Raw genomic sequence first — 21133 nt, 5'->3', positions numbered from 1 at the left:
GATCAGCATGTTCGGTGAGATCGCAGGTGTGGACGAGGGATGGATCTACCCCAGTCGCAGAGCTGCCTACGATGCCGATGTGCATCGAGCACTGCAATCCGGCATCGTCGGCACCGGTGCAACTGGGGCGGAGTCTGTTGTCCTTTCGGGGGGATACCCCGACATCGATGAGGGCTCAAGGCTCCTTTACACCGGCCATGGCGGTCTGGACCGTGCAACTCGCAATCCCATCGCGCATCAGACCTTTGAGGCCCCTGGCAACGCCGCTTTGGAGACCAGTCGGATTCAAGGGATGGCGGTTCGGGTTATCCGCAAAGTGGAGGCCGGCTACCGCTACGACGGCCTCTACCGTGTTGAAGAGTCCATGCTGGTGTACCCAGAAGGTAAACCGTTCAAGGTCTGCCGCTTCGAGATGGTCAAGATCGACAAGACTGTTGATGCGCTGTACACCCCGATCGAGGCCGTGGTTTCCGCCGAGGTGCAGCACCCTGACCAGCCGATCGGCAATCCAGTGCCGGGCCGGCGGTCGACGAGCGTCCAGCGCATCATCCGTGCAACGAAGGTCTCTGACTGGGTGAAGGACCTCTACGACAACACCTGTCAGATGTGCGGCATCCGACTCGCCGTCGGCAAAGGTGCGTACTCGGAGGGCGCACACATCCAAGCGCTGGGCGGTCTGCACCAAGGCGAAGACAGAGTCGAAAACATGCTGTGCTTGTGCCCCAATTGCCACGTGCTCTTCGACGCAGGCGCACTGGTCGTGCAAGAAGACCGGTCACTGCAACTCAATGGTGCGCCGGCTGTGTTGAATGGCAAGCCCGCCGACAAACTCCACGTGCATAACCTGCACATCATCGGCGATGAGTTCCTCACTCACCATCGCGAGGCTCACCAGGGCTAGCCCTCGACGATGCGCCCCTCGATCACCGGGTGGTTGGTCGGTCGCGGATCCTCGGCCACGACCTCGCTGTCCACCACCATCACCGGCCCCCGGCGGGTGTTGGCGAACTTGATCGCCCGCTTCTCCGCCCGACGCAGCCACCACCGGCGCACCAGCGCGCGTGACGGCGGGAGGAGCACGAACAGCCCCAGCAGGTCGCTCACGAAGCCCGGCACCATGATCAGGATGCCGCCCACGGCGATGAGCATGCCGTCGGTGAGTTCTTTGTCGGCGGGGCGGCCGGATTGGGCCTTGGTGACGAAGGCGCGCATGGCCTTGGCGCCCTCGCGGCGGGCGAGCCAGGAGCCGACGAAGGCGCCCGCGATGAGCAGCGCGATCGTGCCGAGGACGCCCACCAGGGAACCCACGGCCCAGATCGCGGCGACCTCGGCGATGACGTAGAGCAGGAACGCGACAGCCATACCTACTGAACGAACGAGCTGTCCGATTTTCTCCCGAGACCCGCAGCCGCGCCCCCAAGCCGGCCGATTCCCGGAGGCCCAGCTACCCGTCCAGCAAGAACGCCTCGACGTCCGCCCTGGTGGACAGCAGGTAGTGCCGAGCCCGCGGAGCATCCGCCACCACCGACGCCAGCAGTCGATCACGGTGCGTCCGCGGCCAGTTCCAGATCCACGTCACGAACCCCCGATCGACCTTCGAGACGCAGCCCGGAGCCTGGGTGTCGCGGCCGCGTTCTCGCAGGTGGCGGGCCAGAACGCGGCGCAGGCTGGTGGTCCGGCTCACGTCGAGGAAGACCACCGTGTCCGCGAGCGGCAGGCGCAGGTCGAAGGTGGAGCTGTAGTTGCCCTCGATCACCCAGCCCTCGGTGGCGGCGGCCGTCGCCACGGCGGCCCGGAACTCGTCCGGCGGCGCGGGCACCCAGCCGGGGCGCCAGTAGAGGTGGTCGAGGTGGGTCACGGGTACGTCGAGGGCAGCGCCCAGCCGTCGGGCGAGGGTGGATTTGCCGCTGCCGGAAGGGCCGAGCACGAGGACACGCCGGTTCACCGCGTCGACCCTAAGGCACGAACCCGCAGATCAGCAGCCCAATAATCAGCAGGTCCGGGCCGCGCGCGAGCTGCCGCACGAGGCCGGTCGGGACGAGGACGCCCTCGTAAAGCACGAGGTTCATCGCGCCGAAGTCGAGCGGGCCGCGCGTCACCGACCTGACCACGGCGTAGGCGGCCACCAGCACCGCGATGACCGCCCCGACCGACACCGGCACGCCCAGCAGCGCGACGGCCACCGTCCAGCCGATCGCCAAGACGACCAGCACCAACGCCATCGTGAGCCGAAGACGCAGCTCCGACGTGGTGAGCCAGCGCCGCAGCGCCGGCACGCGGTGCAGTTGCGCGATCGGCGCCGCGAACGGCAGCAACGCGAGGTAAGCGCCGACGCCGAGCAGCCAAACGGACGTCAACGCCGGGAAAGTCGTGTGCACCGCGGTCACGGCGAGTGCCAGGAACACCGGCAACCCCAGCGCGTGGCGGCGCGCGAGAGTCCCCGTCGCGACGAAGCGCAACGCTGGGTAGCGGCCCGCCAAGCTGAGCCCCGGCACCGGCCGCCCGGCGGGAAGCAGCACCCAGACGTCGAGGAACGCCGTGGCCGTGCGTTGAACCAGGCGTTCGCGGAAGTGCGACACCAGTTCTTCGCGCGACGCCGTCCGCGCCGCCGAAGGAGCCCACGACAACCCGAGGGCCGCAACCAAAGCCACCACCGCGAAGATCCACAGTGGACTCGACGGGAACACCCCGAGCACCGCCGGCACGAGGGGCAGCACAGCCTCCCCGCGAAACCCCCGCCGACGAGCCATCACGAGCGCCAGCGCCGCCACGGACACGTACAGCCCGACCGGTTCCACCAGGCTCGGCGGAAACCCGATCAGCACCCCGGCGACCGCGAAGAAGTATCCGGCTGCCGCGAAGCGCACGGCCCAGCCGCCGAGCAGCCGCCGGGTGAGGGTGGCAGGACGCCGGCCGTCGAAGTCCGCCCAGGCCAGCGTGGCGGGGTCGGCCCGGAGGTGGCCGCGCCGCAGCGTTGCGCGCCACGCGAGCGCCAGCCCGGCGCACAGCACGGCCACGCTGCCGTCCAGGCCCACCGGTGCGTCCCCGATCAGCTGCGCCCGCACCAACGCCGTGTTGTACAGCGGCGACAGGACGACCCCCGCCACCACGAACCAACAGAGCGCCAGGTCAACCCGCTTCACGGCCCGATCACCGCGCTGTCGCCCGAGGCCCGCGGACGGCGCGACAACGCGACGAACCGCCGCCGGCCAACGCAGCCACCACGCCGTTCTGTCGCTCGCTCAAGGGGGCAGCGACCACCATCGATCTCGCAGCGCTGGTCAATCCGCTTCACCGCCTGATCACCCGGCTGCGGCGGCGAAGCCACCCACGAGAAGCAGCGCCGCCCGCGCACGGCGAGTGGGCTGGTGGTTTCCGGCCATGAGCCTGGGCTGCCAGCACCGCGAGGTACCGGCGCGCAAGCGCCGGGCGGCGGCCGTCTGCGCCGGCCGAACAGACCGCCGGCTCATGGCGGGTCGCTTCCTCGGGAGGCGGCGACCAACGTCGAGGTCCGGCGCGGAGCAGGTCAACGCAAACCGCGCAGCCATCCCGAAAGCCTCGGCCGCCGGCGTACCTGTACCAGCCGGAAATGCCCGACGTCGACCTGTACCTGCGGCCCTCGGGCGAGCAGCGGACGTCGAACTTCATGCTGTGGCAGTCCGCGCCGGTCGCGGAGTACGGCGAAAAACACGCGCCCCCACCTGCCGCCGGAACTCGGCCCAGGGCGGCGAAGCGGCGACCAAGCCGAGCCACGCAACCCGCCAAGTCAACCCCCGCCGCCCCAAGACCCTCCACGCCACGCAGCGACCCAGCGAATCAACCCCAGCCGAGCCCCACCAGACCATCCCCCGAACCGACCTTAATCAACCCAGCAACTCAGCTCGGCAACTCATCCAAATAAGCCTGCGCCTGCAACGTGAACAGTTCCGCATACCCACCCCGAGCCGCCATCAGCTCCTCATGCGTCCCGTACTCCGCGACCTTCCCGTGGTCCAGCAGCAGAATCCGCTCAGCCTGTCGAACCGTCGAAAACCGGTGCGAGATGTACAACGTCGTCCGCCCCGACGCCAACGACCGCAGCCGCGCGAACAGATCGTGCTCAGCCTGCGCATCCAACGCCGAAGTCGGCTCATCCAGGATCAAAATCGGCGCCTCCCGCTGGAAAGCACGAGCCAGCGCGATCTTCTGCCACTCCCCGCCCGAAAGCGACACGCCCTGGTCGAACCACCGCCCCAGCGGCGAGTCGTACCCCGAAGGCAGGCGTTCGATGCGCTCGTCGGCGCCGGCGCGGCGGGCGGAGGACTCGATGTGCGAGCGGTCTTCCAAACGACCGAGGTCGCCCAGGCCGATGTTCTCGGCGGCCGTGCCCTGGTAGGTCACGTAGTCCTGGAACATCGCGCTGATCTGCGTGCGCAACTCGTCCGGGTCGTACAACCGGATGTCGACGCCGTCGAGCAGGATGCGGCCGTCGGTGGGGTCGTAGAGCCGGCACAGGAGCTTGAACAGGGTCGACTTGCCGGCCCCGTTGCGCCCCACCACGGCCACCGTCTCGCCGGGCCGGATGTCGAACGTCACGTCGTCCAGCGCCGGCTCGGCGGCGCCCGGATAGCTGAAGCTCACCGACTCGAAGCGGATGTGACCTTCCACAGTGGACGGCAGCGGCCGCGGCGACGCGGGTGCCACGATCTCCGGCGACGTGTCCAGGAAGCGGTACAGCGTGTCCAGGTACAGGTTGTTCTCGTACATCCCCGAAAACGCCGTGAACAGCCCCGAAACCGAAGCCTGCACGGAAGTCGCCGCGGCCGTGTACAGAGCCAGGTCGCCCAAGGTCAACCGCCCGCCGACGGCCTCCAGGGCGATGTACAGCGCGATCGCCGAGCCGGCCAGCGTCGAGAGCAGGCCCCAGGACGTGGAGCTCACGTTGCGCCGCACCGTGAGGCGCCGTTGCCGGTCGTACGACACCACGCCGAGCGCCCGGAAACGCTCCACGAAGTACGGCCCGAGGCCGAAGAGCTTGGTCTCCTTCGCGTACGTATCGGTGGTGACCAGCGAAGACAGGTAGTCCATCCGCCGCTTGATCGGCGACATCATGAACGTGAGCCAGAAGGCGCGTGACCCGTACTTCGACTGCGAGATGAACGCCGGGATCGGCGCGAGCAGCGCCACCAGCGCCAGCAGCGGGCTGATCGACACCAGCAGCGCGATCATGCTGCCGAACGTGATCGCCGTGCGCACGAGCCCCAGCGCCGACGTCATCATCGACAACGGCCGCGTCGGCGCCTCCTGCGCGGCCTGGCGCAGCATGTCGTACGACGTGCTGCCCTCGAAGTACGCCAGCTGCAGCTTGCTCGCGTGGTCCATCACCTGGTGGCGGATGGTGAGGGTCATCCGTTCCTGCAGCAGCGTCTGCGCGATCGAGGTGATCGCGTTGCTCAGCGACGAAGCCGCCAGCACGCCGAACTGGAACAGCGTGATGCGCACGATGTCGCCGGTCGAGCCGCGGTGCTGGATGGCCGCCACCACGGCGTCGAGCAGCAGCTTCGCGATGTACGCCGTGGCCGTGGGCAGCAGGCCGGACAGCAGCGTGACCAGCGCCAGCAGGATGGTGAGCGTGGGGCTGGCCTGCCAGGTGAGCCGCGCGACCTTCGGCAGGCCGCGCACGGTGCCGGACACCGACGTCTTCAACCGGCCGAGGCGCGACTTCAGGTCCTTGGGCTGCGAAGGCTGTTCCGGCTCCGGGATGTCGACGGGCCCGGTCAGTCCGCTGTCGGGCACGGTCTGTGCCGGGCGCCGGCCTCGTCGGCCGAACGCCCGCACGGCAGCGTCACGTCCGCCTGGGATCACGCGGACACCGCACCGTGCAGGAAAACGTCGATCAGCTCGGCGGTGTCGGGCGCACCGGGCAGCGACCGGCCGCGGGCGAACAGCATGGCCAGGAACATCGAGGCCGCCTTGTCCACGGGCAGCCGTAGCCGGTCGGCGTCGGGCACGAACAGCTCGCGCACCGCGCGCTGCATCGCTTCCATCGACTCACGCCGGCTGTCCCCGGTCACCGACTTGCGGTTGCGGGCCTCCTCCGGCCGCGGCCGTCCGATCGCCGCCGCGGCCATCACGGCGCCGACGCGCTGCAAGTGCGCCGACAGCGCCTCGACGGCCTCCGCGAGCCGCCGCTCCAATACCAGCTCACTCGGGATCTCCCCGATCATCTCCAACGCCTCCCCCGGATCCAGCGCGGCTTCCACGCACGCGTCGAACAGCTCGTCCTTGTCGGTGAACACGCGGAAAATGGTGCCCTCGCCGATGCCGGCCGCCCGGGCGATCTGCGCGGTGGTGACCCCGCGGCCGTGTTCCACGACCAGCGGGAGCACCGCGCGCACGATCATCCGGCGGCGGTCGTCGGGCGCCATTCCCGGCGCGCGTTTCCTCGTGTCCATGCGATCCACCGTACGGAGTGAGTGCTCACTCCGTCAACTCGGTAACGCCGCGCGACGCGCCGTCGACTTAGGGACGCACATCCGCCGACCCGAGGGAGCGCCGGTGCGCGGCAAGCCGTTCGACGAGCCCACGGCGAAGCGTCTCCGCGAGGCGCGTGACCTCCTGTCCGCCGAGGCCGAGAAGAGCCACCACGCGCTGTACGACCGCCTCCGCGAGATCGTCGCCGACGCGATGCCGCTGGACGCGTTTTTCGTCGCGCTCTTCCGCGACGCCGACCACGTGCTCTACGCCTACCAATACGACGGCGCCGAATACGCGCTGCCCGGCATCCGGCCGGTCAACCCCGAAGGCCCCACGGGCTGGGTGCGCGCCCACAACACCTCCTACGCCTTCCGCACCGACGCCGGCGCCATCCTCAACCGCGGCATCCCCTGGGGCGACAAGGAACGCCGCTCGGCCGACGCGCTCGTGGTCCCGATGCGCCGCACGCACACCGGTGAGGTGATCGGCGTCGTCTCGGCCCAGACCTACACCCCCGACAGCTACGGCGACTCCGAGCTCCTGGCCCAGCTTGACGACGGGCACCGGCCGGCGGCCGAACGCGTGCTGTCGCGGTCGGTGTCGGAGCTCGTGGTGGAACGCGTTGCCGTGGTGCGCCAGGCGGTCGCGCAGCTCGCCGCCGAGCTCGAACGGGAAGGCCACCGCCTCGGTACGCGGGCGCGTGACCTGGTACGTCAGTGCGAGCGGCTGCAGATCGAGTCGGCCGAGATCGAGTTCGACGGCTACCGTGACGCCGCCGCCCGGTTCGGCTCGCTCAGCCCACGCGAGCGCGACGTCGCCGAGCTGCTGGCCCAGAGCCTGCGCAACGACGACATCGCCACGCGCCTGCACATCGGCCTGCCCACGGTGAAGACGCACGTGGGCAACATCCTGCGCAAGTACGGCGCCGAACGGCGCTCGACGGTCGCCGAGGAGATCTCGGCTTATCTCGGGTACGCCGGCGGCCGCTCATACTCGGGATGAGTGCCGGCGGGTACATTTTTCGTTCTCGCGCCGAGAGAATAACCGTGGTAACGCGGATAACATGGTCGGGTGCGGGTTGAAAACGATTCGGTGTGGAGTGTTCTGGGCGGATTCGCGCTCGCGTTCTGGTGGTTGTAGGTTGCGATAGGAATTGCGAAGTTCATCGTTGTCCCGTTGATCAGGTGGGCGCTGATCAGTGTGTTCGAGTCGTTGAAAGGCGCCTCGGGTGCCGGTCGGACGGTGCGCCGGCTGCTGGCGGTTCCCATCACCGGATTGCTGAGCCGGCAACGCAAAGCGCGCGGCGGGCACCGCGAAAGCCGCATCGATCTGTTCGTGATCGACGTGGCCGCCGGAGTGGCGGTGAGTGGTGTTCTGCAGGGGTTCCTGGTCACGCTGGCGCCGGCCATCGCGTTTGTCGTCATCGGTTTTCTGGTTTTCTGAACGGACGGGTGCGAATTGACGGGCTACGAGCTGGTGCCGGGCGGCCGAAAAGTGCCGGTCGTGATTCAGGACACGAACGGGGATCTGCCGGCGAGCGGCAACGCCGATCTGGCGGAGGTCGTGGTGAGCGCGATCGCCCACGCCCTGGGCTTCCCGACGGCGGTGCTCGTGAAGTCGATCGTGCTGGTCGCCGCGCGCACCTACTCCGAGATCAAGGTGGAGCTGCAGGGCCAGCGCGTGGACCGGCGGATCAAGCTGCAGACCGTGACCATCGAGCGCTTCTACACGAGCATGGCGCGCATCGACGCCGATCCCCACTGGCACCCGGAGGCGAAAGCGACCCTCGCGAGGGCGTTGGAAGCCGAGATGCGCCAGGAAATCGCCCGGCTGCTGCGACGTTGAGGAGGCACCGCGTTGTCCGAACTGATCAGGAGGTCCGCGGCCGAGGTCGATCGGCCGCTCGGCAAGGCGGTGGAGCTGGCGGCGGCCGCGCATCGCAAGGTCGTGGTGAAGCGCCAGGAGATCCGCGTGGCGCTCAGCATCGCCGAGGTGACCGCGGAGGCCGAGATCAGCGAAGCCCGGCGGCGCCGCTGATGGCCGGCACCGAAGAGCTGGAGGCACTCGTGCAGACGTTCATCGAACGGCCGGCCGCGCTGCGGCTGCAGCAACTGCTGGCCGAAGGCCTCATCACGGCGTCCGATCGCGACCTGTTCCTCGTGTCGGCCCGGAAGTACCACGAGGCCGCGTTCGCGCACTACGCCGAGTACGACCCGGCGGTGCGCCACGAGCTCGTGAAGGCTCTGCTCGTCGACTACCAGCAGGAGCTCGGCCGTCTGCTGGACGAAATGGCGGCCCGCCGCAGGCCGCGGGCCATCGAAACGAGGGGTGGGTTCCTGCGCAAGCTGTGGCACAGGAACCGGTGAGCCGGTTGCGGCCCGGAAACCACCGGGCCGCAACCGGTTCGTTCGTCAGTACGTGATCGCCACCGCCGGGTCGGCGAGCAGCGCGCCGACGTCGGCGAGGAATTCCGAGCCCTGCTGGCCGTCGACCACGCGGTGGTCGAAGCTCAGCGACAGCTGCATCACCTTGCGCACCACGATCTCGCCGTCCACGACCCACGGCGTGTCGCGGATCGCGCCGACCGCCAGGATCGCCGACTCGCCCGGGTTGATGATGGGCGTGCCGGTGTCGACGCCGAACACGCCGACGTTGGTGATCGTGAACGTGCCGTTGGCCATCGCCGCGGGCGTGGTCTTGCCCTCGCGCGCCACGTCCGTGAGCTCGGTGAGCGCGTCGGCCAGCTGCTTGAGCGACATCGCGTCGGCGTCGAAGATCTTCGGCACCACGAGCCCGCGCGGGGTCGCCGCGGCGATGCCCAGGTGCACGTAGTCCTTGTAGACGATCTCCTGCGCCGCCTCGTCCCACACCGCGTTGACGTCGGGCGTGCGCTTCGCCGCGAGGCACACGGCCTTGGCGGCGAAGGCGAGCGGCGTGAGCTTCACCCCGCTGAACTCGCGCGACTTCTTCAGTTTCTCGCGCAGCTCCATCATCGGCGTGACGTCGACGGTCAGGAACTCCGTGACGTGCGGTGCCGTGTAGGCGCTCTGCACCATCGCGGCCGCGGTCGCCTTGCGGACACCCTTGATCGCGACCCGGCGTTCGCGGGTCCCGGGGTCGTACGCGGTGTCTACAGTGGACGCAGCGGCGGCGGCCGGCGCCGAGCCGTTGGCCGCGCGTTCGACGTCTTCCCGCGTGATGACGCCGCCGTCGGCCGTGCCGGTGAGGGCGTACAGGTCGATGCCGAGGTCCTTGGCGAGCTTGCGCACCGGCGGCTTGGCCAGCGGCACGTAACCACCAGCCGGAGCCGCAGACGCAGGAGCAGGCGCCGCCGGAGCCGCGGCCACAGGAGCAGGAGCGACCGGAACCACAGGAGCCGCAACGGCAACCACAGCAGCCGGAGCCGCAACCGCGCCCTTACGAGCCCGCCGCTTCGTCTCCACCGCCTTCGAGCCGTACCCGACCAGCGGCTTCATCTCTTCTTCCGCGGCAGGCGCGGCAGCCTCGGCCGGCGCAGCAGCCGGAGCCGCCTTCCCACCCGGATCCACGTCCAACGTCAGCAGCGGCGCCCCGACCTCGACGGTCTGCCCCACCTCCACGTGGAGCTCGGTCACCACCCCGGCCCACGGGATCGGCAGCTCGACAGCGGCCTTGGCCGTCTCGACCTCGATCACGATCTGGTTGACCGTGACCGCGTCGCCCGGCTTCACGTGCCAGGCGAGGATGTCGGCCTCGGTCAGCCCCTCTGCCGTGTCGGACAAGGGGAACTGTTTGAACTCAGGCATGGTCCCCCCTCACCAGCTCAGGGAGCGGTCGACAGCGTGCAGCACCCGGTCCAGGTCGGGGAGGTAGTGCTCCTCGAGCTTGGCCGGCGGGTACGGCGTGTCGAACCCGGCCACGCGCAACACGGGGGATTCGAGCGAGTAGAAGCACTCCTGCTGCACGCGGGCCGCGATCTCCGAGGTCAGCGACGACTCGGACGGCGCCTCGCTCACGGCGATCAGCCGGCCGGTCTTGCGCACCGACTCGAACACCGGGCCCAGGTCGAGCGGCGAGAGCGTGCGCAGGTCGATGACCTCGAGCGACTTGCCCTCGTCCTCGGCGGCCGCGGCGGCGTCGAGTGCCACCTTCACCGACGGACCGTAGGCGACCACGGTCGCCGTGGTCCCCTCGCGCACCACGCGCGAGCCGAACACTCGGCCCGGCGACGCGTCGGTGTCGACCTCCATCTTCAGCGCGCCCGAGTGGTAGAGCTTCTTGGGCTCGAAGAAGAGGATCGGGTCGTCGGAGCGGATGGCCTCCTGGATGCCCCAGTACGCGTCGACCGCGTTGGACACCGAAACGACCTTGAGGCCGGCGATGTGCGAGAACAGCGACTCGGGCGACTCCGAGTGGTGCTCCACCGCACCGATGCCACCACCGAACGGCACCCGGATCACCACGGGCATCTTGATCTTGCCCTGCGTGCGGTAGTGCAGCTTCGCCAGCTGCGACGAGATCTGGTCGAACCCGGGGAAGATGAACCCCTCGAACTGGATCTCGCACACCGGCCGGAACCCGCGCACGGCCAGGCCCACGGCCGTGCCGATGATGCCCGACTCGGCCAGCGGCGTGTCGAGCACGCGCTGCTCGCCGAAGTCCTTCTGCAGGCCGTCGGTGATGCGGAAGACGCCGCCGAGCTTGCCGACGTCCTCACCCATGATCAGGACCTTCGGGTCCTCTTCCATCGCGCGGCGCAGGCCGAGGTTGATGGCCTTGCCGATCGTGAGCTTCTGCGGTTCGGCCATCAGTGCTCACCCGCCGTCGCGAAGCCGTCCAAATAGGACAGGAACTCTTTCTGCTGCGCCTCGAGAGCCGGCGAGGGCTCCGCGTAGACGTTGGCGAAGATCCGCTCGGGCGGCGGCTCCGGCATGTTGAACGTGTAGTCGCGAAGCTGCTTCGCGAACTCGTCGGCTTCGGCCTGCACCTGGTCGAAGAAGTCGTGGTCCGCGCCGCCGCCGCGTGCGAGGTAGGCGCGCACGCGCTCGATCGGGTCCTTGAGCTTCCACTCCTCCAGCTCGTCGGAGAGCCGGTAGCGGGTGGGGTCGTCGGTGGTGGTGTGGGCGTCCATCCGGTAGGTGAAGGCCTCGATCAGCACCGGGCCGTTGCCGTGCCGGCACTCCTCGAGCGCCCAGCGGGTGACGGCGAGGCAGGCGAGCACGTCGTTGCCGTCCACGCGGATGCCGGGGAAGCCGTAGCCGCGGGCGCGCTGGTAGAGCGGCAGGCGCGACTGGCGTTCGGTGGGCTCGGAGATGGCCCACTGGTTGTTCTGGCAGAAGAAGACGAGCGGCGCGTCGTAGACGGCGGCCCAGACGAAGCCTTCGTGCACGTCGCCCTGCGAAGTGGCGCCGTCGCCGAAGTAGCAGATGGTGGCTTCGCCGTCGTCGTCGCCGACCTTGCCCTCGAACTTCTGCCCCATGGCGTAACCGGCGGCGTTGAGCACCTGGTTGCCGATCACGATGGTGTAGGGGTGGAAGCCGTGGGCCTTGTAGTCCCAGCCGCTGTGGTCCGTGCACCGGAAGATGCCGAGCAGCTCACGCAGGTCCACGCCGCGCGCGTACGCGACGCCGTGCTCGCGGTAGCTCGGGAACGCCATGTCGGTGGGCTTCAGCGCGCGGCCGGAGCCGATCTGCGCGGCCTCCTGGCCCAGCAGCGGTACCCAGATGCCCAGCTGCCCCTGGCGCTGCATCGCGTTGGCCTCGCGGTCGGCGCGGCGCACCAGCACCATGTCGCGGTAGAGGTTGCGGAGCACCTCGTCGTCCACGTCCGCCACGTACTTGTCGAACTGCGGCGACGGGATTCGCTGACCTTCGGGGGTGAGCAGCTGAGTGAGCTCAGCGCCACCTTCACTCGTTGCTCGCAGACCCGCGATCACCTGTTCGGGTGAGGGCTTGGCCGCTACGGCGGCCGGCCCGTCGCCAGGCTCGGGGTGCGTCCACTGTTCGGACGGCATGCGCAGTATCTCCTCGGTGTCGGTGCCGCGGCGGCCGCTTGTGGCGGCCACAGCGACTGCACCGGCGGGGACCCGCGCCCCGGGTCCGGGGCGCCTGGTCGCCGTCGGCGTTGACGGTTCTCGCCGCCATCCTGGCACGAAGCCTCGCGCGATGGTGAGCCGCGGATGCTGATTCGTTGTTGAGAACAGTGGTCCTGAACAGGCAAAACGCTCGGAATCCCGAGTATGGGACGGACGATGATCGGGAATCCGCACCACCGCCCACCAGGGGTCACCGGGCGCGCACGCCTCGCGGGCGGGTGGCGGGTTTCACGAACTCGAACGCGGTCGTGACGTCGGTCACCGTGGCAGGATGGCTGGCGTGGAACAGAAATCCGTACGTGAAGCTGTCGTGTCGACGTGGATCACCGACGTCGTGCCGAGCCTGTCCGGGCTCGTCGCGATCCCGGCGCTGTCCCCGGCGTTCGACGCGGACTGGGCCGCGAGCGGTCACCTCGCCGCGGCCGTCGAACACGTGAAGACGTTCATCGCCGGGCGCGACCTGCCGGGCGTGTCGATCGAGGTCGTGCAGCTCGAGGGCCGGTCCCCGCTGCTGTTCGTGGACGTGCCCGCCACCTCGGGCGCCACGGAGAAGCCCACCGTGCTGATGTACGGGCACCTCGACAAGCAGCCCCCGGTCGGCGGCTGGTCCGAGGGCCTCGGCCCGTGGACGCCGGTGATCCGCGACGGCCGCCTCTACGGCCGCGGCTCGGTCGACGACGGCTACTCCGGCTACGCGGCCGTGTCCGCGCTGGAAGCCGTGCGCGAGGCCGGCGGCGAGCACGCGCACACCGTGGTGCTGCTCGAGACGGGTGAGGAGTCGGGCAGCCCCGACCTGCCCGCGTACGTCGAGCACCTGTCCGAGCGGCTGGGCGAGGTGGGCCTGGTCGTCTGCCTCGACGCCGGCGGCATGGACTACGAGCGCCTCTGGCTCACCACGAGCCTGCGCGGGATGCTGCACCTCACCGTCACCGTGAAGCTGCTCGCGACCGCGCAGCACTCCGGCCTGGCCAGCGGTGTGGTCGCGTCGTCGTTCCGCGTGCTGCGGCAGCTGATCGAGCGCATCGAAAACGGTGAGACGGGCGAGATCAAGCTTTCGGAGCTCAACGTCGAGGTGCCGGCGAGCCGGCTGGCCGAGATCGAAGCCGTCGCCGAGGTGGCGCCGGAGAAGCTGCAGACCGCGTTCCCTCTGGTCAGCGGTGGTCGGACCATGTCGGAAGACGCGCTCGAGCTGCTGCTGAACAACTACTGGCGGCCCACGCTGTCGATCATCGGCGCCGAGGGCTTCCCGCTGCCCGCGAACGCCGGCAACGTGCTGCGCGAGAGCACCACGCTCACCCTCAGCTTCCGGCTGCCGCCGACGGTCGAGGCGGCCCCGGCGTTGGCGGCCGTGAAGCGCGCGCTGACCACGGACGTCCCCTACGGCGCTTCGGTGACCATCCACGACGACGCGCAGGCCGAGAACGGCTGGAACGCGCCCGAGGAGGCGCCGTGGCTCTCGGCCGCGCTGCGCCGGGTCAGCGACGAGGTGTTCGGCCGGCCGCACCGCGCCGCCGGCATGGGCGGCTCGATCCCGTTCATGGGCCTGCTCGGCGAGAAGTACCCGCAGGCGCAGTTCCTGGTCACGGGCGCGTGCGGCGCGGATTCCAACATCCACGTGCCGGACGAGTGGCTGAACCTGGACTACGCGCAGCAGGTGAGCGAGGCCGTCGCGCACATCCTGGACGCGCACGCGCGCAGCTGAAAATTTCAGTTCGGTGAACAGGCCCCGGCGGCTCGACCGTCGGGGCCCTTCCCGGGCGGACCGGCTGCGCGCTCGGCGAGACGCAGTGGCGGGCTTCGGCGTCACCGGTTCCCGCGTACGGGCCGTGACACTGCCGGCCGCGGGGCGCCACCCTCCTTCCAGCCGCGCCGATTACCTGGGGTAGCGCATCTTCGCCGCCTCGCTGCCTCTCGTCGACGCGGTTGCCGCGGCGGTAGGTGGTGGCCACCTGATGTGGCCGTTGGTTGTTTCCCGCGCTCGGGCTCCATGAAGACGTGTTGTGGTTTGAACCACACACTTTCGGCGTCTTCTCTGTCACCGGCAGTCACGACTGCGCAGGGTGAAACTGGCCCGTAACGTACAGGTGCTGTGCTTACCCGCTTACGAGTGGCAATATGCGTGCTCTCGACAGTTGAGAACTACGAGGAGTGACGAAGTGGCCCGAGGACACCAGATGAAGGCACTCGCCCTTCTCCCGGCTTTCGCGCTGGTCGGCCTGACCATGGCCTGCGGCGCGGGCGGTAGTGGGGCCGGCGACGCGGGGAGCAGCAACAGCTCATCCGCCGCGGCGCCCGGCGGCGCGTCGGACATCCCGGCGGTCGCGAAGGACGCCAAGCTCGCGGCGATGGTTCCCGCGTCGGTCACGAGCGACGGCAAGATCCTGGTCGGTCAGGACCAGAGCTATCCGCCGAACGAGTTCCTGGACGAGAACGGCAAGCCGGCCGGCTTCGACGTCGATCTCGGTACGGCGATCGGCCAGAAGCTCGGACTCCAGATGGAGTTCCAGAACTCGGCGTTCGACGGCATCATCCCCGGCATCCAGGCCGGCAAGTACGAGCTCGCGATGTCGTCGTTCAGCATCACGCCGGAGCGGCTGCAGACGGTCGACATGGTCAGCTACTACAAGGCGGGCACGTCGCTCGCGGTCCTCAAGGGCAACCCCGAGGGCCTGAACCTGGACAACCTGTGCGGCAAGAAGATGGGCGTGCAGAAGGGCACCACGCAGGTCGACGACCTGCAGACCCGCAACGACGCCTGCGTCAAGGCCGGCAAGCCGGCGATCGACGTCACCCAGCTGCAGGCCCAGACCGACGTGAACCTGGCGCTCACGGCCAAGCGCGTGCAGGGCGAGCTGGCCGACTCCCCGGTGATCGACTACGCCGTGAAGCAGACCGGTGGCCAGTTGGACGTCGTCGGCGCGCCGTACGACACGGCGCCGTACGGCATCGTCCTGAAGAAGGACAGCGGCGACTACTCCAAGGCCGTGCAGCAGGCGGTCCAGGCGCTGATCGACGACGGCACGTACAAGAAGATCCTCGACAAGTGGGGTCTGTCCGGTGCGGGCGCGGTGACCACGTCGGAGCTCAACCCGGCTTCCTGAAGCCGTAGATAGGACGTAGTTCTCGTGGCCAGTAACTACGACGTGCCTCCGACCGTGGAGGCGCCGGTCGACACCACACCCATCAAGGCCGTCCCAGTGCGCCACTACGGGCGCTGGGTGGCCGGGGTGATCATTCTTTTCCTGGCGTTCATCGTCGTCCGCAGCATCATCACCAACGACAACCTCGGCTGGCCGGTGGTGTGGGACTACATGTTCAACGACCGCGTGCTGCGCGGCCTGCAGAACACGTTGATCCTCACGGTGATCTCGATGGTCATCGGCATTGTCGGCGGTGTGCTGCTCGCCGTGATGAGGCTTTCGCCGAACCCGCTCATGAAGGGCGCGGCGGGCATCTACGTCTGGTTGTTCCGCGGCACGCCGCTGATCACGCAGCTGATCTTCTGGAACTTCCTCGCCTTCGCGTATCCGCGGCTCGGACTCGGGATCCCGTTCGGGCCCGAGTTCGTGTCGTGGGACACCAACACGCTGATCAACCAGTTCACGGCGTCGCTGCTCGGCCTGGGGCTCAACGAGGCTGCGTACATGGCGGAGATCGTGCGTGGCGGTATCCAGTCGATCGACGGCGGACAGCTCGAAGCGGCCTCCGCGTTGGGCATGAAGCGCACGACCACGCTGCGCCGCATCGTTCTTCCTCAGGCGATGCGCGTGATCATCCCGCCGACGGGCAATGAGACGATCTCGATGCTCAAGACCACGTCGTTGGTGGTCGTGATCGGGTACTTCGAGCTGATGGTCGCGGTGCAGACCATTTACGCGCAGAACTTCAAGACCATTCCGCTGCTGCTGGTGGCGGTGATCTGGTACCTGATCATGACGTCGGTGCTCACGGTGGCTCAGTACTTCATCGAGCGGCATTTCGCCCGAGGTACTGATCGCGGTACTGCGGAGCGGAACAAGTGGGGTTCGCGAATGCTCGGCTTCCGGTTCGGCCAGGGCGGCGGCGGTCAGAGCGCAGGGGGTATCGGATGAGCCCGGTCGTTTCCGCTCAGAAGATCTGCAAGAGCTTCGGTTCCCTCGACGTCCTCAAGGGCATCGATCTCGAGGTGCACGAACGCGAGGTGCTCTGCCTGATCGGCCCGTCCGGCTCCGGCAAGTCCACTCTTCTCCGCTGCATCAACCACCTGGAGAAGATCGACGCCGGCCGCCTCTACGTCGACGGCATCCTCGTCGGCTACAAACAACGCGGCGACAAGCTCCACGAGCTGCGCGAGAAGGAGGTCGCGTTCCAGCGCAAGGACATCGGCATGGTGTTCCAGCGCTTCAACCTCTTCCCGCACATGACCGCCGTCGAGAACGTCATGGAAGCCCCCGTCCAGGTCCGCCGCGAGTCCCGCTCGGAGGCCCGCGCACGCGCCCTGGAACTCCTGGAGCGCGTCGGCCTCGGCGACAAGGCGGCGTCCTACCCGGCGCAGCTTTCCGGCGGCCAGCAGCAACGCGTCGCCATCGCCCGCGCCCTGGCCATGCAACCCAAACTGATGCTCTTCGACGAACCCACGTCCGCCCTGGACCCGGAACTCGTCGGCGACGTCCTGGGCGTCATGCGCCAACTCGCGAAGGACGGCATGACCATGGTCGTGGTCACCCACGAAATGCAGTTCGCCCGCGAAGTCGCCGACAAGGTCCTCTTCATGGACGGCGGCGTCGTAGTCGAAGCCGGCCCACCCGACCAGGTGATCGGCAACCCGCAGCATGAACGCACGAAGTCGTTCCTGGCCCGGGTTCTGAACCCGAACGCGTGAGCCGTGTGGCCGCTTCCCTCCAGGGAGGCGGCCACACTGCTGTTCAGGCCCCGATCAGCCGGTTTTCAGCCGATCGACGACCACTGCGCCCAGCGCCGTGGCCATTTTGCAGGGGTTCGACAATTCGGGGTTGCCGTCGCGCAGGTGGGTGATGACCGTGAAGGTCAGGTCGTCACGCACGCCGACCGCGATCGCGCAGTTGCCTTCCCCCTCGTCGCCCTGGCTGTACGCAACAGCGGGATATCCTTCGACGGGTGAGACTATTTTGAAGGTCGTCAAAACGCCGTCTCGGTTCTGGAGGTACAGGCTGTTGAGGCCGTCCTTGTTGCCGGTGACGAACGTTCCCGCGATGTTTCCGGTGCCGCCGTCGAAGGTCCATTGGCAGGTTTTTCCGGGCGTTGACTCGTAGACGCTGGTTCCCTTGACCGGCCCGCCGAGCTGTGCGACTTCGTTCATCGTCGCTGCTGCGCAAGGGTCTTTCTCGTAGCGTCCCGTGTTCGTCAGAGGCTTCACGACCTTGGGCGCCAGCATGGCTTCGCCTGTCGTAGGTGTCACCGGAAGCGCGCGCCCGTTCGTTGACCCGGCACATGCGGAGATGGCCGACGCCGCCGCGACGATGAACATTGCCGACAGGATTCGTCGCGTTTTCACTCAGCCGACCTTTTCACTTTGTTCGTGTTTTTCACCGAAGCCCTGAGCTTGGCTATAGAGATCAGCTCGACTTGAGGTGCGCAATAACGTCACCTCCGAGTTCGGTCGCCATCGCACACGGATCCGACATTCCCCGGTTTCCGAGCCTCAGCTGTGCGTCGATGATGAAGGCGAGATCGTCTCGCACCCCGATGGCCAAGGCGCAGGCGCCACTGCCGCTGAGTCCGTCGTCGTAGACAACAGCCGGATAGCCTCGGACCGGCGGTTGCACCTCGAACGCTTTCAAGCTGCCCGAAGCATTGCGCGCGTACAGACCTCCCAGGCCATCTTTTGCCCCGGTTGCGAAGCCTGCGTTGATGCTTCCACTGCCATCGGCGAAGATCCAACCGCAGGCAAGACCTGCCGTCGTATCGTCGACCGTTGTCCGGGACACCTTCCCGCCCAACGCCTCGACGTCGCTGACGGCAACGGCGGTGCAAGGATTCGCCTCGACACCGGAGGTGTTGGTCAGCGGATTCGTCACCTTCGGCGCGCCGGCCGGATTCACTGCGCTACTTGACGGCGGAGGGTGCCCCGATTCACTCGTAGCGCAGGCGCTGGTGGCCACCGCCGTGGCGAACAGCACGACGATGGTGCGGAGCCTCATCGAGTCAGCCCTGCCGAGGTCGCAGTGCCGCTGTCGCACGTGAGTCATGATTCAGCGCCCGCCGCGTAGCTCGTTCTCAAGCTGCTGCACCTTCTTCACGAGATCCTGCTGCCCCGCTCCCGCCAGGCTGATCCACCCGGACTTGTCCACCCCGAACAAGATCCGCCCCTGCTCGGTATCAATCCACCCCGGCGGATTCTCATTCCGCAAGCGCTTCCCCCGGCTGTCCCTGACCGCGACGTACAGCCGGCCGAAGTACGTCTTCGGCACCCGAAGCCACTGCACCACCTGCTTGGCGTCTCGGATACTGGGACTCGTCTTGCTCGGAATCACACCACTCTTGATCGCGTTGAAATCCTCATCGGAGCAGTTCAACGACGCAATCCGCGCCGGCGGCGCCTCGGGCAGCAACAACGCGAACTCCCGCGCCAGCGCATCCGCCGAACATGGCGCGATGTACAGCGTTTCGTTGACCGTCACCACGGTCACCGCGTCCCGCCCACTCCCGGCGGCCCGCACGGTGCGCTCCCCTTTGTCCGACTTCACCCACGAGTAGTACTCAACCCCGGGGCGCTGCAGCAGGTTCATCGCCTCGACGAAGTCGTCGTCGAGCCGCCCGTTGCGAATCAACCCCCGCCGCTTCAGCTCGGCGTCCGTGTCGGCCGCGAGCTGCTTCCGCTCGTCCGGTGAGTACCACAGCGCGCCCCGCACGAGCGTCGGGTGGATGTCACCGAGGTTGAGCCGCTCAAGCAACACCTCATACGTCTGCAGGCTCAGCTCCACCGGCTTGCGCAGCACTGTTCTTCCTACCTCTCCTGCAGGTGTCGGGTAACGATTTGGGCGAACTCGGCTTCAATCAGTGCTTACCAGGCGAGTCGTCGTCTGGTGCGCGATTGGCACAAGATCACCCGAAGGTTACGTCGGATCATTCGAACGACGCCAAAGGTGATTCGCCGACGCAAGGCCGTGATCAGCTCTCCTTCAGATGCGAGATTGCCGCATTCGCGATTGTGGTGGCCATCGAGCACGGATTCTCCAGTGCCGGGTTGCCCGACCGGAGCTGAGTGATCACTGTGTAGGTGAGGTCGTCCCGGATGCCGACGGCGAGGTTGCAGGCTCCGCTGCCTTCGCCACCGTTGTCGTAGACCACTGCCGGGTAGCCTTGGATCGGCGGCTGAGGCTGGAACGTGGTGAGCGCTCCGCGTGCGTGCTGGATGTACAGCCCGTTGAGGCCGTCTGAGTTCCCGCGGACCACGCCTCCGCTGACGTTTCCCGTCCCATCGAACGTCCAGGCGCAGTCTTTGCCGAGGTCAGAGTCGTCGACAGCGGTCGTCTTGACCGTTCCGCCCGCACGTTCGACAACGGTGACCGCAACCGCGGAACACGGGTCGGCTTCTACTGTCGAGGTGTCGGTAATCGGCTGCGTCACCTTGGGTGCGAGGTACTGCGATGGCGCTGACGAGGCTGACGGCGCCGGCGAGGGCGAGCCGGCGGTTGATCCGGTACAAGCCACGCATGAGGCGAAAGTCGCGGCCACTATCACGACGAACGCCGAACTGCGTACGCGTATCCATGGGTCTTTCCGGGTGTGAATCTCGGTAGCTGGCATCGTCACGCCGGCGAGTGATGGCATTGCTAGGCAGCTTTCAAGTGCTGGATCGCGGCTTTTGCGATCTCGGTGGCGAGCCCGCAAGAGTCCGACGTCTTGGGGTTGTACAATATGTCCGAAAAGACCATATAAATATCGTTGTTGTTCAGGCCGACCGCGAGTTGACAACTCCCGGGACCCTCACCGCCATTCGCAAAGACGACCGCCGGATAGCCGAGTATCGGGTTCTGCGGTTCGAACGTGGTTACCCCGCTGTTCTGCGCCTTCAATGCGTAGAGGTGACTGAGGCCGTCCTTGTCGAGTGTGTCCATACCTGCTGCGACGGTGCCTGCGTTGTCGTCGAACACCCAAGTGCAAGTCGTCGCCGCGGTGAACGTGTTGACTCGGTGGCTGCGCACGGGCCCACCAAGCTTCGTAACCTGGTCAGTTGTCACCGCGGAACACGGGTCGGCCACGACCGACGCGGTCGTCAAGGGGTTGCTGACGGCGGGTGCTCCGTGCTGCGGCAAACCTGCTGATGACGCCGGCGAAGCGATGGGGATGCCGGGCACGTCCGACGAGCAGCCGGAAACGGCGGCGGCCGAAAGACCGGCGATGACGGTGGCCAACAGCTTGCGGGTGGACATCAGGTCGGTTCCTCGTTGAAGTTTTCGAGAGTTGCGTTGTTCTCTGCGTCCCGCGGCTCACACTTGCCGCATCTGGACGTCGCAACAGCCGCGACAGCACCTGTTGCAGAAGGGGATTTCGTCCACTGTCCGTCGCCTGTCGAGCGGCTGAAATGCGCGCGCCCCAAAGTTTGCCCTGCTCTGTGCCCACCAGGCGTGCCCCTGCGACGTG

23 protein-coding genes and 1 pseudogene are annotated in these 21133 nt (G+C 67.8%); 11 read left to right on the top strand and 13 right to left on the bottom strand.

Annotation, left to right across the window (positions count from 1 at the left end):
- The first annotated feature begins 7 nt into the window (after window positions 1–7).
- Window positions 8–901: a YDG/SRA domain-containing protein gene (locus VSH64_RS36290; RefSeq protein WP_326567262.1), complete on the top strand. Its 894-nt coding sequence runs from the start codon at window positions 8–10 to the stop codon at window positions 899–901.
- Here VSH64_RS36290 and VSH64_RS36285 read toward each other — a convergent pair.
- From VSH64_RS36285 to VSH64_RS36275, 3 genes are all read right to left on the bottom strand, one after another.
- Window positions 898–1362, bottom strand: coding sequence for an FxsA family protein (locus VSH64_RS36285; protein WP_326567261.1), 465 nt, complete (start codon window positions 1360–1362; stop codon window positions 898–900). The genes VSH64_RS36290 and VSH64_RS36285 overlap by 4 nt on opposite strands.
- Before the next feature lie 82 nt (window positions 1363–1444).
- Window positions 1445–1945 carry a P-loop NTPase family protein gene (locus VSH64_RS36280; RefSeq protein WP_326567260.1) on the bottom strand — a complete coding sequence of 167 codons (501 nt, stop codon included), beginning with the start codon at window positions 1943–1945 and terminating at the stop codon, window positions 1445–1447.
- 10 nt (window positions 1946–1955) lie between these two features.
- The gene (locus VSH64_RS36275; protein WP_326567259.1) at window positions 1956–3143 is read right to left on the bottom strand and encodes a hypothetical protein; all 1188 of its coding nucleotides are present in this window, start codon (window positions 3141–3143) and stop codon (window positions 1956–1958) included.
- Window positions 3144–3571: 428 nt separating this feature from the next.
- On the opposite strand from VSH64_RS36275, the pseudogene VSH64_RS36270 reads away from it, so the two are divergent.
- Window positions 3572–3664 (top strand): annotated as a pseudogene (locus VSH64_RS36270) (undecaprenyl diphosphate synthase family protein); the annotation flags it as partial.
- Window positions 3665–3876: 212 nt separating this feature from the next.
- On the opposite strand, the gene VSH64_RS36265 reads toward VSH64_RS36270, so the two are convergent.
- Window positions 3877–5775 carry an ABC transporter ATP-binding protein gene (locus tag VSH64_RS36265; protein ID WP_326567258.1) on the bottom strand — a complete coding sequence of 633 codons (1899 nt, stop codon included), beginning with the start codon at window positions 5773–5775 and terminating at the stop codon, window positions 3877–3879.
- A gap of 65 nt (window positions 5776–5840) precedes the next feature.
- A complete protein-coding gene (locus VSH64_RS36260) occupies window positions 5841–6407 on the bottom strand; it encodes a TetR/AcrR family transcriptional regulator (protein WP_326838125.1) in 567 nt (188 codons plus the stop codon).
- Between the two features lie 130 nt (window positions 6408–6537).
- Here VSH64_RS36260 and VSH64_RS36255 point away from each other — a divergent pair, with 130 nt between their 5' ends.
- The 5 genes from VSH64_RS36255 (at window position 6538) to VSH64_RS36235 (ending at window position 8822) form a co-directional block, all read left to right on the top strand.
- Window positions 6538–7458 (top strand): helix-turn-helix transcriptional regulator, encoded by a 921-nt coding sequence (locus VSH64_RS36255; protein WP_326567257.1) that lies wholly within the window; start codon window positions 6538–6540, stop codon window positions 7456–7458.
- A 174-nt stretch (window positions 7459–7632) separates the two neighbouring features.
- A complete protein-coding gene (locus VSH64_RS36250; RefSeq protein WP_326567256.1) occupies window positions 7633–7899 on the top strand; it encodes a hypothetical protein in 267 nt (88 codons plus the stop codon).
- 60 nt (window positions 7900–7959) lie between these two features.
- Window positions 7960–8301 (top strand): hypothetical protein, encoded by a 342-nt coding sequence (locus VSH64_RS36245; RefSeq protein ID WP_326567255.1) that lies wholly within the window; start codon window positions 7960–7962, stop codon window positions 8299–8301.
- 12 nt (window positions 8302–8313) lie between these two features.
- On the top strand, window positions 8314–8493 hold the full coding sequence (locus VSH64_RS36240) for a hypothetical protein (RefSeq protein ID WP_326567254.1): 180 nt from the start codon (window positions 8314–8316) through the stop codon (window positions 8491–8493).
- On the top strand, window positions 8493–8822 hold the full coding sequence (locus VSH64_RS36235) for a hypothetical protein (protein WP_326567253.1): 330 nt from the start codon (window positions 8493–8495) through the stop codon (window positions 8820–8822). Before VSH64_RS36240 ends, VSH64_RS36235 begins: the two co-directional genes overlap by 1 nt.
- A 45-nt stretch (window positions 8823–8867) precedes the next feature.
- On the opposite strand, the gene VSH64_RS36230 is transcribed toward VSH64_RS36235, so the two are convergent.
- From VSH64_RS36230 to pdhA, 3 genes are read right to left on the bottom strand one after another with little or no spacing between them, the layout of a single operon-like run.
- Window positions 8868–10241, bottom strand: coding sequence for a dihydrolipoamide acetyltransferase family protein (locus VSH64_RS36230; protein ID WP_326567252.1), 1374 nt, complete (start codon window positions 10239–10241; stop codon window positions 8868–8870).
- A 9-nt stretch (window positions 10242–10250) separates the two neighbouring features.
- Window positions 10251–11243, bottom strand: a complete 993-nt coding sequence (locus VSH64_RS36225; RefSeq protein ID WP_326567251.1) for an alpha-ketoacid dehydrogenase subunit beta — start codon at window positions 11241–11243, stop codon at window positions 10251–10253.
- Window positions 11243–12448 (bottom strand): pyruvate dehydrogenase (acetyl-transferring) E1 component subunit alpha, encoded by a 1206-nt coding sequence (gene pdhA / locus VSH64_RS36220; protein WP_326567250.1) that lies wholly within the window; start codon window positions 12446–12448, stop codon window positions 11243–11245. Before pdhA ends, VSH64_RS36225 begins: the two co-directional genes overlap by 1 nt.
- A gap of 352 nt (window positions 12449–12800) precedes the next feature.
- Here pdhA and VSH64_RS36215 point away from each other — a divergent pair, with 352 nt between their 5' ends.
- The 4 genes from VSH64_RS36215 (at window position 12801) to VSH64_RS36200 (ending at window position 17390) form a co-directional block, all read left to right on the top strand.
- Window positions 12801–14231, top strand: a complete 1431-nt coding sequence (locus VSH64_RS36215; RefSeq protein ID WP_326567249.1) for a M20/M25/M40 family metallo-hydrolase — start codon at window positions 12801–12803, stop codon at window positions 14229–14231.
- Window positions 14232–14703: 472 nt separating this feature from the next.
- Window positions 14704–15630, top strand: coding sequence for an ABC transporter substrate-binding protein (locus VSH64_RS36210; protein WP_326567248.1), 927 nt, complete (start codon window positions 14704–14706; stop codon window positions 15628–15630).
- A gap of 24 nt (window positions 15631–15654) precedes the next feature.
- On the top strand, window positions 15655–16620 hold the full coding sequence (locus VSH64_RS36205) for an amino acid ABC transporter permease (RefSeq protein ID WP_326567247.1): 966 nt from the start codon (window positions 15655–15657) through the stop codon (window positions 16618–16620).
- Entirely contained in the window at window positions 16617–17390 is a 774-nt protein-coding gene (locus tag VSH64_RS36200; RefSeq protein ID WP_326567246.1) for an amino acid ABC transporter ATP-binding protein, read from the top strand. The genes VSH64_RS36205 and VSH64_RS36200 overlap by 4 nt, the downstream gene beginning before the upstream one ends.
- A 54-nt stretch (window positions 17391–17444) precedes the next feature.
- Here the strand turns inward: VSH64_RS36200 and VSH64_RS36195 are convergent, their stop codons facing one another.
- From VSH64_RS36195 to VSH64_RS36175, 5 genes are all read right to left on the bottom strand, one after another.
- A complete protein-coding gene (locus VSH64_RS36195) occupies window positions 17445–18014 on the bottom strand; it encodes a DUF3558 domain-containing protein (RefSeq protein WP_326567245.1) in 570 nt (189 codons plus the stop codon).
- 88 nt (window positions 18015–18102) lie between these two features.
- Entirely contained in the window at window positions 18103–18687 is a 585-nt protein-coding gene (locus VSH64_RS36190) for a DUF3558 domain-containing protein (RefSeq protein WP_326567244.1), read from the bottom strand.
- A 51-nt stretch (window positions 18688–18738) separates the two neighbouring features.
- Window positions 18739–19485 (bottom strand): ESX secretion-associated protein EspG, encoded by a 747-nt coding sequence (locus tag VSH64_RS36185; protein WP_326567243.1) that lies wholly within the window; start codon window positions 19483–19485, stop codon window positions 18739–18741.
- A gap of 172 nt (window positions 19486–19657) precedes the next feature.
- Window positions 19658–20296, bottom strand: a complete 639-nt coding sequence (locus tag VSH64_RS36180; RefSeq protein WP_326838124.1) for a DUF3558 domain-containing protein — start codon at window positions 20294–20296, stop codon at window positions 19658–19660.
- Between the two features lie 26 nt (window positions 20297–20322).
- Complete coding sequence (locus tag VSH64_RS36175) at window positions 20323–20922, bottom strand: DUF3558 domain-containing protein (protein ID WP_326567242.1); 600 nt, start codon at window positions 20920–20922, stop codon at window positions 20323–20325.
- Window positions 20923–21133 lie beyond the last annotated feature (211 nt).

This window comes from Amycolatopsis rhabdoformis (assembly GCF_035918295.1).
In the GTDB taxonomy this organism is placed as follows: Bacteria; Actinomycetota; Actinomycetes; order Mycobacteriales; family Pseudonocardiaceae; genus Amycolatopsis; species Amycolatopsis rhabdoformis.
The sequence above is the reverse complement of the archived record's forward strand: the minus strand, read 5'-3'. Positions and strand labels throughout refer to the sequence as shown.

Excerpts from the sequence above, each read along its gene's own strand:
- VSH64_RS36290 (WP_326567262.1), top strand. The coding sequence starts at position 8 with ATGTTCGGTGAGATCGCAGGTGTGGACGAGGGATGGATCTACCCCAGT.
- VSH64_RS36285 (WP_326567261.1), bottom strand. The coding sequence starts at position 1,362 with ATGGCTGTCGCGTTCCTGCTCTACGTCATCGCCGAGGTCGCCGCGATC.
- VSH64_RS36260 (WP_326838125.1), bottom strand. The coding sequence starts at position 6,407 with ATGGCGCCCGACGACCGCCGCCGGATGATCGTGCGCGCGGTGCTCCCG.
- VSH64_RS36235 (WP_326567253.1), top strand. The coding sequence starts at position 8,493 with ATGGCCGGCACCGAAGAGCTGGAGGCACTCGTGCAGACGTTCATCGAA.
- VSH64_RS36230 (WP_326567252.1), bottom strand. The coding sequence starts at position 10,241 with ATGCCTGAGTTCAAACAGTTCCCCTTGTCCGACACGGCAGAGGGGCTG.
- VSH64_RS36225 (WP_326567251.1), bottom strand. The coding sequence starts at position 11,243 with ATGGCCGAACCGCAGAAGCTCACGATCGGCAAGGCCATCAACCTCGGC.
- pdhA (WP_326567250.1), bottom strand. The coding sequence starts at position 12,448 with ATGCCGTCCGAACAGTGGACGCACCCCGAGCCTGGCGACGGGCCGGCC.
- VSH64_RS36215 (WP_326567249.1), top strand. The coding sequence starts at position 12,801 with ATGGCTGGCGTGGAACAGAAATCCGTACGTGAAGCTGTCGTGTCGACG.
- VSH64_RS36210 (WP_326567248.1), top strand. The coding sequence starts at position 14,704 with ATGAAGGCACTCGCCCTTCTCCCGGCTTTCGCGCTGGTCGGCCTGACC.
- VSH64_RS36200 (WP_326567246.1), top strand. The coding sequence starts at position 16,617 with ATGAGCCCGGTCGTTTCCGCTCAGAAGATCTGCAAGAGCTTCGGTTCC.
- VSH64_RS36195 (WP_326567245.1), bottom strand. The coding sequence starts at position 18,014 with ATGTTCATCGTCGCGGCGGCGTCGGCCATCTCCGCATGTGCCGGGTCA.
- VSH64_RS36190 (WP_326567244.1), bottom strand. The coding sequence starts at position 18,687 with ATGAGGCTCCGCACCATCGTCGTGCTGTTCGCCACGGCGGTGGCCACC.
- VSH64_RS36180 (WP_326838124.1), bottom strand. The coding sequence starts at position 20,296 with ATGCCAGCTACCGAGATTCACACCCGGAAAGACCCATGGATACGCGTA.
- VSH64_RS36175 (WP_326567242.1), bottom strand. The coding sequence starts at position 20,922 with ATGTCCACCCGCAAGCTGTTGGCCACCGTCATCGCCGGTCTTTCGGCC.